This window comes from Bradyrhizobium sp. HKCCYLS20291 (genome assembly GCF_051167715.1).
Lineage (GTDB): Bacteria > Pseudomonadota > Alphaproteobacteria > Rhizobiales > Xanthobacteraceae > Bradyrhizobium.
The window spans coordinates 765,409-779,506 of sequence record NZ_JBNPTO010000001.1 but is presented as its reverse complement, the minus strand read 5'-3'; the positions used below and the strand labels follow the sequence as shown (position 1 = coordinate 779,506).

12 protein-coding genes are annotated in these 14,098 nt (G+C 64.6%); 6 read left to right on the top strand and 6 right to left on the bottom strand.

Features of this window, described 5'->3' with window-relative positions:
- The first annotated feature begins 67 nt into the window (after positions 1 to 67).
- A complete protein-coding gene (locus ACQR07_RS03640; RefSeq protein WP_434900962.1) occupies positions 68 to 805 on the top strand; it encodes a glycosyltransferase family 2 protein in 738 nt (245 codons plus the stop codon).
- A complete protein-coding gene (locus tag ACQR07_RS03635) occupies positions 805 to 1,143 on the top strand; it encodes a lipid-A-disaccharide synthase N-terminal domain-containing protein (RefSeq protein ID WP_434835449.1) in 339 nt (112 codons plus the stop codon). The genes ACQR07_RS03640 and ACQR07_RS03635 overlap by 1 nt, the downstream gene beginning before the upstream one ends.
- 235 nt (positions 1,144 to 1,378) lie before the next feature.
- Here ACQR07_RS03635 and ACQR07_RS03630 read toward each other — a convergent pair whose 3' ends face one another.
- Both ACQR07_RS03630 and metC read right to left on the bottom strand, forming a co-directional pair.
- Positions 1,379 to 3,073 (bottom strand): Na/Pi cotransporter family protein, encoded by a 1,695-nt coding sequence (locus ACQR07_RS03630; protein WP_434900961.1) that lies wholly within the window; start codon positions 3,071 to 3,073, stop codon positions 1,379 to 1,381.
- A 124-nt stretch (positions 3,074 to 3,197) separates the two neighbouring features.
- Positions 3,198 to 4,391, bottom strand: coding sequence for a cystathionine beta-lyase (gene metC, locus ACQR07_RS03625; protein ID WP_434901059.1), 1,194 nt, complete (start codon positions 4,389 to 4,391; stop codon positions 3,198 to 3,200).
- Between the two features lie 313 nt (positions 4,392 to 4,704).
- Here metC and ACQR07_RS03620 point away from each other — a divergent pair, with 313 nt between their 5' ends.
- From ACQR07_RS03620 to ACQR07_RS03605, 4 genes are read left to right on the top strand one after another with little or no spacing between them, the layout of a single operon-like run.
- A complete protein-coding gene (locus ACQR07_RS03620; protein ID WP_434900960.1) occupies positions 4,705 to 5,721 on the top strand; it encodes an amino acid ABC transporter substrate-binding protein in 1,017 nt (338 codons plus the stop codon).
- A gap of 28 nt (positions 5,722 to 5,749) precedes the next feature.
- The gene (locus ACQR07_RS03615; RefSeq protein ID WP_434900959.1) at positions 5,750 to 6,955 is read left to right on the top strand and encodes an amino acid ABC transporter permease; all 1,206 of its coding nucleotides are present in this window, start codon (positions 5,750 to 5,752) and stop codon (positions 6,953 to 6,955) included.
- Complete coding sequence (locus tag ACQR07_RS03610) at positions 6,952 to 8,472, top strand: amino acid ABC transporter permease (protein WP_434900958.1); 1,521 nt, start codon at positions 6,952 to 6,954, stop codon at positions 8,470 to 8,472. The genes ACQR07_RS03615 and ACQR07_RS03610 overlap by 4 nt, the downstream gene beginning before the upstream one ends.
- Before the next feature lie 22 nt (positions 8,473 to 8,494).
- Positions 8,495 to 9,238 carry an amino acid ABC transporter ATP-binding protein gene (locus ACQR07_RS03605; RefSeq protein WP_434900957.1) on the top strand — a complete coding sequence of 248 codons (744 nt, stop codon included), beginning with the start codon at positions 8,495 to 8,497 and terminating at the stop codon, positions 9,236 to 9,238.
- A 36-nt stretch (positions 9,239 to 9,274) separates the two neighbouring features.
- Here ACQR07_RS03605 and ACQR07_RS03600 read toward each other — a convergent pair whose 3' ends face one another.
- From ACQR07_RS03600 to ACQR07_RS03585, 4 genes are all read right to left on the bottom strand, one after another.
- The gene (locus tag ACQR07_RS03600) at positions 9,275 to 10,540 is read right to left on the bottom strand and encodes a methyl-accepting chemotaxis protein (RefSeq protein ID WP_434900956.1); all 1,266 of its coding nucleotides are present in this window, start codon (positions 10,538 to 10,540) and stop codon (positions 9,275 to 9,277) included.
- Between the two features lie 242 nt (positions 10,541 to 10,782).
- Positions 10,783 to 11,817 carry a cysteine synthase A gene (locus ACQR07_RS03595; protein WP_434900955.1) on the bottom strand — a complete coding sequence of 345 codons (1,035 nt, stop codon included), beginning with the start codon at positions 11,815 to 11,817 and terminating at the stop codon, positions 10,783 to 10,785.
- A gap of 84 nt (positions 11,818 to 11,901) precedes the next feature.
- Positions 11,902 to 13,134 carry a class I SAM-dependent methyltransferase gene (locus ACQR07_RS03590; protein ID WP_434900954.1) on the bottom strand — a complete coding sequence of 411 codons (1,233 nt, stop codon included), beginning with the start codon at positions 13,132 to 13,134 and terminating at the stop codon, positions 11,902 to 11,904.
- A gap of 109 nt (positions 13,135 to 13,243) precedes the next feature.
- The gene (locus ACQR07_RS03585; RefSeq protein ID WP_434900953.1) at positions 13,244 to 14,089 is read right to left on the bottom strand and encodes a DUF1365 domain-containing protein; all 846 of its coding nucleotides are present in this window, start codon (positions 14,087 to 14,089) and stop codon (positions 13,244 to 13,246) included.
- Between the last annotated feature and the right edge of the window lie 9 nt (positions 14,090 to 14,098).

Here is a 14,098-nt window from a genome sequence, read left to right as displayed (position 1 = left end):
ATAATAAGCCTCCGCCGCAGCGCCCGGGGCAGGAACCGGTCCGATCACGTCATCACGAGTCCCCATCTTGTCGACCGAAACCCCCGTTGCCGTCTCCATCGTCGTTCCCGTGCGCAACGAGTCCGGCAACATCACGCCGCTGATCACCGAGATCGCGGCCGCGCTCGATGGTCGCTGGCCCTACGAGATCATCTACGTCAATGACGGCTCGACCGACGACACCGCGCAACGCCTTGCCGAGGAGATGGCGCGCCGGCCGAACCTGCGCGTCCTGCGCCACGAGAAGTCGAGCGGGCAATCCGCCGCCGTCCGCAGCGGCATCCGCGCCGCGCATGGCGCGATGGTCGCAACGCTCGACGGCGACGGGCAGAACAATCCAGCCTTTCTTCCCGACCTCATCGGCGCGCTCGAGAAGGGCGGCGCTGGTGTCGGCCTCGTCGCCGGCCAGCGTGTCGGTCGCAAGGACACCGGCTTCAAGAAGCTGCAGTCGCGGATCGCCAACAAGATCCGCAACGCCGTCCTTCATGACGGCACGCGCGACACCGGCTGCGGCCTGAAGGCCGTCCGCCGCGACGTGTTCCTGATGATGCCGTATTTCGATGGTCTGCACCGCTTCCTGCCCGCGCTGGTGCGGCGCGAGGGCTACGACATCGCCTATATCGACGTGATCGATCGTCCGCGGCATTCGGGCGTGTCGAACTACGGCTTCTTCGACCGGCTGTGGATCGGAATCATGGATCTCGCCGGCGTGTGGTGGCTGATCCGCCGCAAGAAGCCGACGCCGGTCGCGATCGAGGTGACATGATGCTGATTCAATTCGGGCAGGCGTTCAGCAACTATCTCTACGACATCTTCATCGCCAAGTTCGATTTCTGGCTGGTGTTCGGCCTCGCCGCCCAGCTCGCTTTCGCCGCGCGCTTCCTGGTGCAGTGGATCGCGAGCGAACGCGCCGGCAAGAGCGTCGTGCCGCTCGCGTTCTGGTTCTTCTCGATCGGCGGCGGGCTGATGACGCTGGTCTATGGCTTGGTGAAGCGCGAGCCGGTCATCATCTTCGGCCAGCTGCTCTCGAACATCATCTACGTCCGCAACGTCATGCTGATCTTCAAGAACCGCCAGCGGGAATCGCAGACGCTGAGCAATTGAGGGGGCGGTGACGACTTGCTGGATGTGATTGGCCGCAGGTCCGCACCAGTCTCTGACATCGGTTGGGTGCAACTCTCTCCACGCCGTCATGCCCGGGCTTGTCCCGCCTGCGCGGCCGAAGCCGCTTCGGCGCGGCGAAGGCCCGGGCATCCACGTCCTTCCTCGTTGCTAGACGTGGATGGCCGGGACAAGCCGGCCATGACGGAGCAAAATAATCTATAGCGCGCCGGGGCCTTCAGCGCGGCAGCGGCTGAGCTGAGGACGAGGGCAGGGCGATCGGCGCAGTGCTGTCCGCCAGTTCATTCCGGCGGGTCGCCACTTCTCCCGCCGCGTCCAGCACCGGATAGGCGACCGAGCAGATGTGCGAGTGGATGCGCCGGAGATCGCGCAGCACGTCGAGATGCAGTGAGGTGGTTTCGAGCGTCTCAGATCGGCCCTCGCGCAAACGCTCGAGATGCCGTTCGGTGGCCGCGAGCTCGGCGTTGCGCAGCTCGCTCTTCTGGTCCAGCAGCTGGTGCGCCTGCTGCGCGTTGCCCGACATGAAGATGCCAAAGGCGATGCGCAGCGCTTCCATGATCTGGCGGTGGAACGCCTGCAGTTCGTCGGCGCCTTCGATCGAGAACTGGAAACGGCGCTTGATCTTCTTGGTCGCGAGCTCGCTCAGGTTCTTGTCGATGATGTCGCCGATATGCTCAAGGTTGATCGCGAAGGAGATGATCTCCATCGCGCGCTTGCCCTCGCGCTCGTCGAGGCTGCCGCGCGTCAGCTTGGTGATGTAGAGCTTGATCGCTTCGTCGAGCCGGTCGACGATGTTGTCGGTGCGCGAGACCTGGTCGACCAGGCCACGGTCGTTGGTCATCATCGCCGTCATGACGTTGCGCAGCATGGTCTCGACCAGATCGCCCATCCGCAGTGCCTCGCGCGCGGCGTCGGCGAGCGCGAGCGATGGCGTCTCGAGCGCCGTCTCGTCGAGATAGCGCGGCTTGGCCGGATCGACCTCGGCCGGACGGTCCGGGAACAGCCTGACCAGCAGCTTTTCCATGCCGCCGAGCAGGCCGATGAAGATCACCGCCGTGCCGAGATTGAATGCCATGTGGAACTGCGCGGTCAGCTTCGACAAATCGGGCTGCCACAGCTGCAACTGCTCCGCGAGCGGATGCAGGAACGGCGCGATCAGCGCGACGCCGATGATTCGGTTGAGGAGATTGCCGACGGGCAGGCGATAGCTCGCCGGATTGTCGCGGCGGGCGCCCTCGAACACAGGATTGACCGCGCTGCCGAGATTGGCACCGAGCACCAGCGCCAGCGCCGCATCAGGCGTGATGAAATGTGCGTAGGCGAGCGACATCACCAGCAGCACGCTGGCGACGCTGGAGTGGACGATCCAGGTGACGGCTGCGCCGAAGATGATGCACAGCGTGACGTCGGCGGTGATTGCCTGCATGAACACGCGCATCGCCGGCGCCTGCTCGGCGGGCGCGAGCGTGTCGATCAGGATGTGCAGCGACAGCAGCATCAGGCCGAGGCCGATCGACACCCGGCCGATGTCCTTGATGCGCGAGCGCGGCCCGCTGCGGAACGCAACCAGCCCCAGGATGAACAGCACCGGCGCCACCGCCGCGACATTGAACGACAGCACCTGGACGATCAGCGTCGTGCCGATATTGGCGCCGAGCATGATCGCGAGCGCCGGGATCAGACCGACCAGGCCTTCGGGCGCGAACGAGGTGGTGATGAGGGCGGTCGCGGTGCTGCTCTGCAGCAAAGCGGTGAGACCAAGGCCCGCAGCCAGCGCGCTGAAGCGATTGCGCAGCGCCCGCGACAGCAGCAGGCGGAGATCCGGACCGAAGGCGCGCAGAATGCCGCTGTGGACCATGTGGAGGCCCCACAGCAGCAACGCCACACCGCCCATCAGATCGAGAAGAACCATGATTTCCGTTCGTATCCGCTTCCGTCAATGCCGAGGCTACGCCCAATCGGCAGCGGATCAACGCTATTTTGTCAGCCCCGCCTGCCTGATCGCGGGGCGTCCCGTTTGACGTCGGCGGGCGTGATCAGGCCGCGTTGAAGGCGGCGAAGCCGCGGTCGAGATCCGCCTTGAGATCCTCGACATCCTCCAGGCCGATGTGCAGGCGCAACGTCGGGCCGCCCGGCGCCCATTTCGTGGCACTGCGGTAGCTGGTGCAGTCGAACGGGATCGCGAGGCTTTCGAAGCCGCCCCAGGAATAGCCCATGCCAAACAGCGTCAGCGTATCGAGCATGGCGTCGACGGCGGCCTGTGGCTTGGGCTGCAGCACGATGCTGAACAGGCCCGAGGCGCCAGTGAAGTCGCGTTTCCAGATCGCATGCCCCGGATGGCTCTCCAGGGCGGGATGCAGCACCTCGATCACTTCGGGACGCGCAGCGAGCCAGCGCGCCATCTCCAGGCCAGAGCGGTGGTGCTGCGCCAGCCGCACCCCGAGCGTGCGCACGCCGCGCAGAGCGAGGAACACGTCGTCCGGGCCGGCGCAAACGCCGAGCAGGCGGATGCCCTCGGCAATCAGCGGCCAGGCTTTCTCGTTCGCCGAAATCGTGCCGAACATGATGTCGGAATGGCCGCCGATATATTTGGTGGCCGCCTGCATGCTGATGTCGACGCCCTGTTCGAGCGAACGGTGGTACAGCGGCGTGGCCCAGGTGTTGTCGTCGATGACCAGCGCGCCATGGGCGTGTGCGACGGCGGCGATGGCCGGGATGTCCGGCATCTCGAACGACTGCGAGCCGGGCGCCTCGACAACCACCGCGCGTGTATTGGGCTTGAGCAATTGCTCAATTCCTATGCCGATCAGCGGGTCGAAATAGGTCGTCTCGACGCCGTAGCGCGCCAGCATGCCGTTGCAGAAATTGCGGGTCGGACGATAGATGCTGTCGCAGACCAGCACGTGGTCCCCCGCCTTGAGCACCGACAGCAGGGTCGTCGAGATCGCCCCGAGGCCGGACGGCGCAATGCCGACGCCGGCGCATTGCGGTCCCTCCAGCGCCATCAGCACCTGCTGCAGCGCCTTCGTGGTGGGTGTCCCATGGCGGCCGTACTGGAATTCGCCGCGGTGCGCGTGCAGATCGTCGGCCGTGGGGTAGAGGACGGTCGAACCGTGAACGACTGGGGGATTCACGAATCCGTGCTGCGCCTTCGTATCCCTGCCCGCCGTGACCAGCCGTGTTCCGACATTTTGTCGCACCGCCGCAGCGGGGTCGTTGTTCGAGGCCATTCGCGTGTCTGCTTTCGTGTGAGGCTGCCGGAATCGCGAAATTCGGGCACGGGCGATCGTTAATAACAGAATGCAGAACAGGGCCGTCAACCCCTTGACCCGGACCGCCAGTCGTTCTGTGATGCCGGCGCAATTCGATCGCTGCACGTTGAGGGGCTTGCCGCGATTTCCGCTCCATCAGTCCTGCATGGCTCTGCCGTGCATGGGCGCGCCATATTGTTGGTATGGCGTTTGCAAAGGCGGATTCAGGTCGGGCCCATCGACGCGCTGAGATTTCATCGCTCCCCAAGGACGACTGCGAAAGGCTGTATTTATGAAACGCGTCACTCTGGCTCTCACTCTTGCTCTCGCCCCGGTCATGGCGAGCGTCGGCGCCCAGGCCGAAACGCTCAAGACCGTCAAGGATCGCGGCATGGTTGCCTGCGGCGTCAGTCAGGGCCTGCCCGGTTTCTCGAACCCGGACGACAAGGGCAACTGGACCGGGCTCGACGTCGACGTCTGCCGCGCCATTGCCGCTGCGATCTTCAACGATCCGACCAAGGTGAAGTACGTCCCGCTGTCCGCCAAGGACCGCTTCACCGCGCTGCAATCCGGTGAAATCGACGTGCTGTCCCGCAACACGACCTGGACCCTGTCGCGCGACACCTCGCTCGGCGCCAACTTCGCCGGCATCACCTATTATGACGGCCAGGGCTTCATGGTGAAGAAGGCCTTGAAGGTGAATTCAGCGCTCGAGCTGAACAGCGCCTCGGTCTGCGTGCAGACCGGCACCACGACCGAGCAGAACCTCGCCGACTACTTCAAGGCGAACAAGATGAAGTACGAGGTCATCGCGTTCGCCGGCGCCGACGAGACCATCAAGGCCTACGAGTCAGGCCGTTGCGACGTGTTCACCACCGACGTCTCGGGCCTTTATGCCGAGCGCCTCAAGCTCGCCAATCCGGCCGATCACGTCGTGCTCCCCGAGGTGATCTCGAAGGAGCCGCTCGGCCCGATGGTGCGCCACGGCGACGACCAGTGGTTCGACGTCGTGAAGTGGACGCTTTTCGGGCTGGTCACGGCCGAGGAAATGGGCGTCACCCAGGCGAACGTCGACGAGATGGCCAAGTCTGACAAGCCGGATTTCAAGCGCGCCTTCGGCACCGACGGCAATCTCGGCGAGCAACTCGGTCTGACCAAGGACTGGTTCTCGCGGATCGTCAAGGCGGTCGGCAATTACGGCGAGATGTACGAACGTAACGTCGGCGCCGGCTCCAAGCTGCAGATCGCACGCGGTCTGAATCAGCTCTGGAACAAGGGCGGCCTGCAGTACGCACCGCCGATCCGCTGATCGCTGTACGATATCGGGGCTGCGGCGAATGAGCATCGAAGCGAGGTTACCGCCTCCGCAATATGGGCTTCGTCTGAAGCGCATGCTCGGGGGCAAGGCAGGATGGAACGGCATCATCCTGCAGATCCTGTTCGTCGCAGTCCTGGTCTGGGTTGGCTACGAGATCGTAGCCAACGCCCGCACCAACCTCGCCGCCCAGCGCATCACGACGGGCTTCGGGTTTCTGAACAATACGGCCGCTTTCGACGTCAACCAGACGCTGATCAGCTATAGCGGCTCCGACAGCTACAGCCGCGTGCTGCTGGTCGGCATCCTGAATACGCTGCTGGTGTCGGTGATCGGCATCTTTCTGGCGACGATTCTGGGCTTCATGGTCGCGCTCGGCCGGCTGTCGCCGAACGCGTTGCTCTCGCGCGTCTCCGGCGCCTATGTCGAGCTGATCCGCAACCTGCCGCTCTTGTTCCAGATCCTGTTCTGGTACCTCGCGGTGCTCGCGGCGCTGCCTGGACCGCGCCAGAGCATTTCGCTGTTCTCGATGTTCTTCCTCAACAACCGCGGCTTCATCGTTCCCAGCCCGATCGAAGAGCCCGGACTGATGCCGTTCCTGGCCGCGCTCGGTGTCGCGATCATCGCCTCGCTCGGCCTGCGCTCCTACGCGCGCCGCGAGCTGTTCGTGCGCGGTCACGCGATGCGGATCTGGCCTTACGTGCTGGGCATGCTGATCGGATTGCCGTTCATTGCGATCATCGTGTTCGGCGCGCCCGTTGCGTTCGAAGTTCCCGTGCTGAAGGGCTTCAACTTCGCCGGCGGCTCCCGCATCATCCCTGAGCTCGTCGCGCTGACCTTGGCGCTGACCATGTACACGGCCTCGTTCATCGCCGAGGTCGTCCGCGCAGGCATTCTGTCGGTCCACAAGGGCCAGATGGAGGCGGGCCTGTCGCTCGGACTGAGCCGCGGCACCGTCCTGCGCCTGATCGTCGTGCCGCAGGCGCTGCGCGTGATCATGCCGCCGCTGACCAACCAGTATCTGAACCTGACCAAGAACTCGTCGCTGGCGGTCGCCATCGGCTATCCCGACCTGGTGTCGGTGTTTGCCGGCACCACGATGAGCCAGACCGGCCAGGCGATCGAGATCATCGGCATCACCATGGGCGTCTATCTCGCGATGTCGCTGATCACGAGCGCTGCGATGAGCTTCTACAGCTGGCGACTTGGCAAGAGATTGGGCGCATGACCGACATCACCGCTTCGAGCTTCATTCGCCAGGACATGGCCGGGGAGCGTCCGGCGCCGATCAAGACCACGGGCTTCGTCGGCTTCGTCCGCACCCGGCTCTTGAATTCGCCGACCAACATCCTGCTCACCTTGGTGAGCGCCTTGCTGATCTGGTTCACGGTGATCCCGGCCTTGCAGTTCCTGCTGGTCGACGCCGTCTGGGTCGGTAAGGATCGCGAAGCGTGCCTGGCGCAGAATGCCGGTCATGCGGTCGGGGCCTGCTGGCCTTACATCACCGCGAAGTTCAGTCAGTTCATGTACGGCTTCTACCCAGAGGCCGATCGTTGGCGGGTCAACCTGACCTATCTGCTGGCGGTCGTGCTGCTGGTGCCGCTGCTGATCCAGCGTGTACCAGCCAAGGGCCTGAACGCCGGTCTGTTTTTCTTCGCGCTGCCGGTGGTCGCATTCTTCCTGCTCTATGGCGGCGGGCTGTCGGGCTTCGGCGTGAGCTGGACGACGGGCGCTTTGCAGCTGTTCGTGGAGAGCGTCGATACGGCGGGCAACGCGCTGGTCCGCGCCGGTGACAATCTCCCGGTGCTCGGCCTGCTGTTGTGGCTGCTCGGCAAGCTGGTCGTGCTGATCGGAACGCTCGCGTCGCTGATCATCTGGCCGCTGGTCTGGATCCGCAACGAGCTGCAGCAGTCCCACCAGCCGGTGTGGAACGATCTCGCGCTCACGGCGATCGTCGTGACCGCGCTGGTGTTCGTGCTCGGCGGCGGGAGCAGGGCGATGCGCAGCGTGATCGCGACGGCCGCCACCTTCGTCGGCATCGCCATCGTCATTGCGATCATGGGGCTCGACCGCAACGGCCTTCCGATCGTCGACACCCGGCTGTGGGGCGGCCTGCTCATCACCCTGGTCGTGTCGGTGATCGGCATCGTCGCCTCGATGCCGATCGGCATCGCGCTGGCACTCGGCCGGCGCTCGACGATTCCGCTGATCCGCATCTTCTCGATCGCCTTCATCGAGCTGGTGCGCGGCGTGCCGCTGATCACGGTGCTGTTCTTCGCGACCTACATGCTGCCGCTGTTCCTTCCCGGCAATGTGCGTGTCGACGGCCTGGTGCGGGCGCTGATCGGCGTCGCGCTCTTCTCCGGCGCCTACATGGCCGAGGTGATCCGCGGCGGCCTGCAGGCGATTCCGCGCGGCCAGGCGGAGGCGGCGAGCGCGCTTGGCCTGTCCTGGTGGAAGACCACGAGCTTCATCGTGCTGCCGCAGGCGCTCCGCCACGTCATTCCCGGTATCGTCAACAGCTTCATCTCGCTGTTCAAGGACACCTCGCTGGTATCGATCGTCGCGCTGTTCGACCTGCTCGGCAGCCTCAAGGCCTCGTTCGCCGACCCGGTCTGGGCGACGCCGACCACCGCCTTCACCGGCTTCGCCTTCACCGGATTGATCTACTTCGCCTTCTGCTTCGGCATGTCACGCTACTCCCTGCTGGTCGAGCGCCGCCTGAACGCGCACCGGCGCAATTGAGCCAGAGATCATCGAGAGATCCATGACCGCAAATTCGATCGTCAGCATTGCCGCGCTGAACAAATGGTACGGTGAATTCCACGTCCTGCGCGACGTCAACCTGTCCGTCGCCAAGGGCGAGCGCATCGTCATCTGTGGACCGTCTGGCTCCGGCAAATCGACCCTGATCCGCTGCATCAACGCGCTCGAGGAGTTCCAGGAGGGTGAGATCAACGTCGACGGCATCGATCTCGGTCCGAACCTCAAGCGCGTCGACGAGGTGCGCCGCGAGGTCGGCATGGTGTTCCAGAGCTTCAACCTGTTTCCGCATTTGACCGTGCTGGAGAACTGCACGCTGGCGCCGATCTGGGTACGCAACGTTCCGCAGAAGGAAGCCGAGGCCACCGCGATGAAGTTCCTGGAGCGGGTCAAGATCCCGCACCAGGCGCACAAATATCCCGGGCAGATGTCCGGTGGTCAGCAGCAGCGCGTGGCGATCGCTCGCGCGCTGACGATGAACCCGAAGGTCATGCTGTTCGACGAGCCGACCTCGGCGCTCGACCCGGAAATGGTCAAGGAGGTGCTCGACACCATGGTCGACCTCGCCAAGGAAGGCATGACCATGCTGGTCGTGACCCACGAGATGGGCTTCGCCCGCGAGGTCGCCAACCGCGTCGTGTTCATGGACGCCGGCCAGATCATCGAGTCCAACACGCCGGACGAGTTCTTCGCCAATCCGCAGCATGCGCGCAGCAAGCTGTTCCTGAGCCAGATCCTCAGGCACTGAGCGAGACCACCCGCCGCCTCGGCGGCGGCGGTCGCCTCATGCGGCCTGGACCGCCGACAGGAAGCCGCTGACCTTGTCGCGCAGTTCGTCCGCCTGGCTGGAGAGCTGGCCGGCGGCGTTGAGCATCGCCTTGGCGGCGCTTCCAGTGCGATCGATTGTCCCGCTGACCGCATTGATGTTGCTGGCCACCTCCGTGGTACCGCTGGCGGCCTGGCCGACCGAGCGGGCGATTTCCTGGGTGGCGAGACCCTGTTGCTCAACCGCGAGCGCGATAGACTTGGCGATCTCGCTGATCTGGCCGATGGTGCCGCCGATGCCCTGGATCGCGGCCACGGTGTCCCCGGTTGCGCGCTGCATCGCGCTGATATGGGCCGAGATCTCCTCGGTGGCTTTCGCCGTCTGGCTCGACAGGCTCTTGACCTCGGAGGCGACGACAGCAAAGCCGCGCCCGGCATCGCCGGCGCGCGCGGCCTCGATCGTGGCGTTCAGCGCCAGCAGGTTGGTCTGGCTCGCGATCGCGTTGATCATGTCGGTTACCGCGCCGATCTTGGCGGCCGCGTCCGCCAGGCTGTTGACCAGCGTGTTGGTGCGCGCGGATGCCTCGACGGCTTCGGCGGCGATCGACGACGAGGTCATGACCTGACGGTTGATCTCCGAGACCGAGCTCGACAGCTCCTCGGTCGCCCCCGCAACTGACTGCACGTTGGCGGAGGCGGATTGCGATGCGTTGGCGACCGCGACGACGCGCTGCGTAGCCTCTTCGGCGGTATGGGTCAGCGACGCCGCCGTCGCCTGCATGTCCTTCGACGCGGCCGAGACCGAACCGGCGATGGCGCCGACGGTCTGCTCGAAGCCGCTGGCGAGTTGCGACAGCACGCGCTTCTTCTCCTCGCGCGCGGCGACGAGATCGGAGATGTCACGGCGGTAGCTCAGCAAGGCCGGCTTGCCCTCGATCATGACCGGGACCAGCGTCATCATCACGGGGATGGTCTTGCCATCGCCGCGCAGCGACAGCCATTCGAAGCTGGAATGGCCCTGCTTCATCGCCAGCATGCCGTATTCGCGCGCGACCTCCATCGAGCGCCGCCCGTCCGGCTGAAACTCCGGAATCAGGCTCTGCGGCGGCGCGGCGAGCATCTGCTGCTTGGTCTTGAAGCCGGCGAGCGCCACGGCGGCCGGGTTGCAATCGACCAGCTTGTGATCCACGAACACCATGATGGCGTCGCAGCCATGCTCCCAGGCGGCCCGCCACAACTCACTCGCTGGATCACGTCCCGAGCGGCCGGTCAAAAAGTTCTTCATGGCTATATCCGTTATGCGTGATTTGAGCAGTCATAACGGGGCAGGCTAAATAACTTGCTAACCAATGTACCGCGGTGCGCAATGCGACGCGGCATCGCGAGGTGTTTGTCGTGTCCTGCGGTATCCGGTTGCATGCAGGCACTCGCGTGTGGCGCCCTGGCGCCCCACGCCTGCGCCACTCGATCGCTGGGCCAGCGCGTGGGACCTCGGGTCCGATCGAATCATCCGTCTAGACGGAGCGTCTAGACAAACGGCGGCTTGATCTCGCTGCGGCGCTCGAGCCAGGCCGGCACCGGCAGGTTCTTCGAACGCATGAAGTCGGGGTTGTACAGCTTCGACTGATAGCGGTTGCCGGAGTCGCACAGGATGGTCACGATGGTGTGGCCTGGACCCAGCTGCTTCGCGAGTTGCATCGCGCCGGCGACGTTGACGCCGGTCGAGCCGCCAAGGCAGAGGCCCTCGTGCTGCAGCAGATCATAGATGGTGTTGACGGCGTCTTCGTCCGACACCAGGAACGCCGTGTCGACCTTTGCGGTCTCGATCACCGGGGTGACACGACCGATGCCGATGCCCTCTGTGATGGAATCGCCGGGCGTGGATTTGACTTCGCCGTTCTTGAACCAGTTGTACATCGCAAAGCCGTGCGGGTCGGCGCAGGCGGTGACGATGCCCGGGTTCTTCTCCTTGAGATAGCGGCTGGTGCCGGACAGCGTGCCGCCGGTGCCCATGGCGCAGATGAACCCGTCGACCTTGCCGCCGGTCTGCTCCCAGATCTCGGGCCCAGTCGACTCATAATGCGCCTTGGCATTGTCGAGGTTGTTCCACTGGTCGGCGAACAGCACGCCATTCGGCTCGGTCTTGCGCAGTTCGTCTGCGAGCCGGCGGCCGACATGCTGGTAGTTGTTGGGGTTGTTGAACGGCAGCGCGGGGACTTCCACCAGGTCGGCGCCGCACAGCCGCAGCATGTCCTTCTTTTCCTGGCTCTGCGTTTCCGGGATCACGATCAAGGTGCGATAGCCGCGCGCATTCGCGACGACGGCCAGCCCGATGCCGGTGTTGCCGGCGGTCGATTCCACCACCAATCCGCCCGGCCTGAGCTCGCCGCGTTTCTCGGCCTCGAGGATCATCCACTTGCCGGCGCGGTCCTTGACCGACTGGCCGGGATTCATGAATTCGGCCTTGCCGAGAATCGTGCAGCCCGTCGCTTCCGAGGCGCGCTTCAGCTTGATCAGGGGCGTGTTGCCGATCGCCTCGATGACGTCGTTTCTTATGGACATGTCGCAAATACCTTGGGCAGCTTTCCTGAGACCAGATCTAGGAAGACCCTAGCCTAGTCTCCAGTGCTGCGTAAGCGGCCGGTGTCAGGCGCCTGATTTGGCGAAAACGACTTGTCTGACGTCGATGTTCCCCGACAGGAAACCGGCTTCGCAGTACGACAGATAGTATTCCCACAGCCGGCGGAAGCGCTCGTCGAATCCCGCAGGCGTCAGGTCCGGCCAGGCGCTGCGGAAATTGCTTCGCCAGATCGCGAGCGTCTTGGCATAATCTTGCCCGAAGATGCGCTCGCGAATGACGGGCATGCCAAAGCGCTCGCCGAACGACTTGAGGATCTGCGGCGTCGGCAGCATTCCACCCGGAAAAACGTAGCGCTGGATGAAATCGACCTCGCGGCGATAGTGCTGGAACAGGCTGTCCTGGATGGTAATCGCCTGGACGCCCGCCAGCCCGCCGGGCCGCAGCCGGTCTCGCAGCTGCGAAAAATATCTCGGCCAGAACTGCTCGCCGACCGCCTCGATCATCTCGATCGAGGCGATGCGATCGTAGCGATCGCGTTCGTCGCGGTAATCCTGCAGCCGGATCTCCACCTTGTCGGCGAGCCCCGCCTCAAATATGCGGCGCTGCGCGAACTCGCGCTGCTGCTCGCTGATCGTCAGGCCCACGACCTTGGTGCCGAACGTCTTGGCGGCATATTCGGCAAATCCGCCCCAGCCGCAGCCGATCTCGAGCAGCGTCTGGCCGGGCTTCAGATCGATCGCCTCGGCGAGCCGCTTGTACTTGTTGGTCTGCGCCGCGGTGAGGTCGGTGGTGTGCTCCTCGAACAGCGCCGAGGAATAGGTCATGCTGGGATCGAGCCATCGCGAGTAGAACGCGTTGCCGATGTCGTAATGGGCGTAGATGTTTCGCTTCGCCTGCCGCTTGGTGTTGCGGTTGAACCAGTGCCGCACCAGCTGGGCAAACCGGATCAGCGGCTTGTCCTCAAGCATCGATTGCAGCAGATGCTGGTTGACGCAGAACAGGTAGAGAAATTGCGTCAGGTCGGGCGTGTCCCAGTCACCGTTGAGATAGGCCTCCGCAATGCCGATGTCGCCGCCGTTGATGATGCCCGCGGCGAAGCCGTAGTTAGCCAGGATCATCGCCGCCGCAGGCCCGGGCTCGACGCCGCCGAGACGGACGACCCGGCCGTCGGGCAGGGTGACGTCGAGCGTGCCCTTCCTCAGGCGCGAGCCGAAGCCCAGCGCGAGGCGGGGCAGGCGAGGCAGATCGGCAAGCACCTTGTTGATGTTGTCGGGGGTGATGGTGATGACGTCCGGCATGGCAGGTCCATTTACGCAACTACCCCGCGTCCACCTCTCCCTTTGCAGCAGCCGCTGAGGCGCCTGTCCGGGGCCGGAGGTGGAGCAGAGCGCGCTGCCCGTTTCCAGGTCAGCGCCGAGATATATAAGCGTGACTGTCGTTTCTCGCCAAGCCGGTAATGGTTCCAGCACTTGCGGCGATTTCGCCGCGCGGGACGAGGCGGACGCCCTTGGCCCACAACCGTAGCGCCTCCCAGTGGATGGCAGCGAAGATCTTCAGGGTCACGAGCGGGAGGGAGAGGAAGGCGGCAAGCAGTGACCGTGACGTCAGCGACCGCCGGCAGCCGAAGAACGTGGCAGCGAGCAGCGGACCGTCGGCCGACGTTTCGAGAATCCGCAACTTCACATTGTCGCCCGGGGGCGTCACCCGGAAATGATAGCGCATCGCCATGTCGATGAAGGGCGACACGTAGAAGGTCTTGTCCTGGGACTGGCGCAACCCGGCCGCGGACATCTCGTTCGGCTTGACCGGCAGCACGTAGGCATTGATCTCGCCGAACGTATTGCGGACCTCGTAGATCATCAGCGCCAGGGCGCCGTCGCTGCGGTAGCAGAAATACACCGAGAGGGGATTGAACACGTAGCCCAGCAGCCGCGGATAGCACAGCAGGAGCACGCGGCCACCGTCGAGATCGATGCCATGCTCGGCCGCACAATCTCTTGCGTAGGCGAGCAGGGACGAGCCGTCGCGCCGGCCGTGATCGCGCTCGTGAAAGCTGTAGAGCGCGCGGCGGTTGATTCCGAACAATGCCGACTGCCGGTCGGCCTCCTTCAGCCGACCGACATCCACCAGCAGGCTCATCACCCGATACTGGAAGCGGTGCGTGGCCGGTCGCATGCGGGCGTGCATGACCTCGCCCACATAGAGCGTCGCCGCGGCGTCTCGGCCATCCTCGCTCCGCTGGTGAAGTGTCATGTCCATCTC

Coding starts and splice junctions, on each gene's coding strand:
- ACQR07_RS03615 (WP_434900959.1), top strand. CDS start 5,750: ATGAGCATCGAAGCGAGGTTACCGCCTCCGCAATATGGGCTTCGTCTG.
- metC (WP_434901059.1), bottom strand. CDS start 4,391: ATGGCCTCGAACAACGACCCCGCTGCGGCGGTGCGACAAAATGTCGGA.
- ACQR07_RS03620 (WP_434900960.1), top strand. CDS start 4,705: ATGAAACGCGTCACTCTGGCTCTCACTCTTGCTCTCGCCCCGGTCATG.
- ACQR07_RS03600 (WP_434900956.1), bottom strand. CDS start 10,540: ATGAAGAACTTTTTGACCGGCCGCTCGGGACGTGATCCAGCGAGTGAG.
- ACQR07_RS03610 (WP_434900958.1), top strand. CDS start 6,952: ATGACCGACATCACCGCTTCGAGCTTCATTCGCCAGGACATGGCCGGG.
- ACQR07_RS03590 (WP_434900954.1), bottom strand. CDS start 13,134: ATGCCGGACGTCATCACCATCACCCCCGACAACATCAACAAGGTGCTT.
- ACQR07_RS03605 (WP_434900957.1), top strand. CDS start 8,495: ATGACCGCAAATTCGATCGTCAGCATTGCCGCGCTGAACAAATGGTAC.
- ACQR07_RS03630 (WP_434900961.1), bottom strand. CDS start 3,073: ATGGTTCTTCTCGATCTGATGGGCGGTGTGGCGTTGCTGCTGTGGGGC.
- ACQR07_RS03635 (WP_434835449.1), top strand. CDS start 805: ATGCTGATTCAATTCGGGCAGGCGTTCAGCAACTATCTCTACGACATC.
- ACQR07_RS03595 (WP_434900955.1), bottom strand. CDS start 11,817: ATGTCCATAAGAAACGACGTCATCGAGGCGATCGGCAACACGCCCCTG.
- ACQR07_RS03585 (WP_434900953.1), bottom strand. CDS start 14,089: ATGACACTTCACCAGCGGAGCGAGGATGGCCGAGACGCCGCGGCGACG.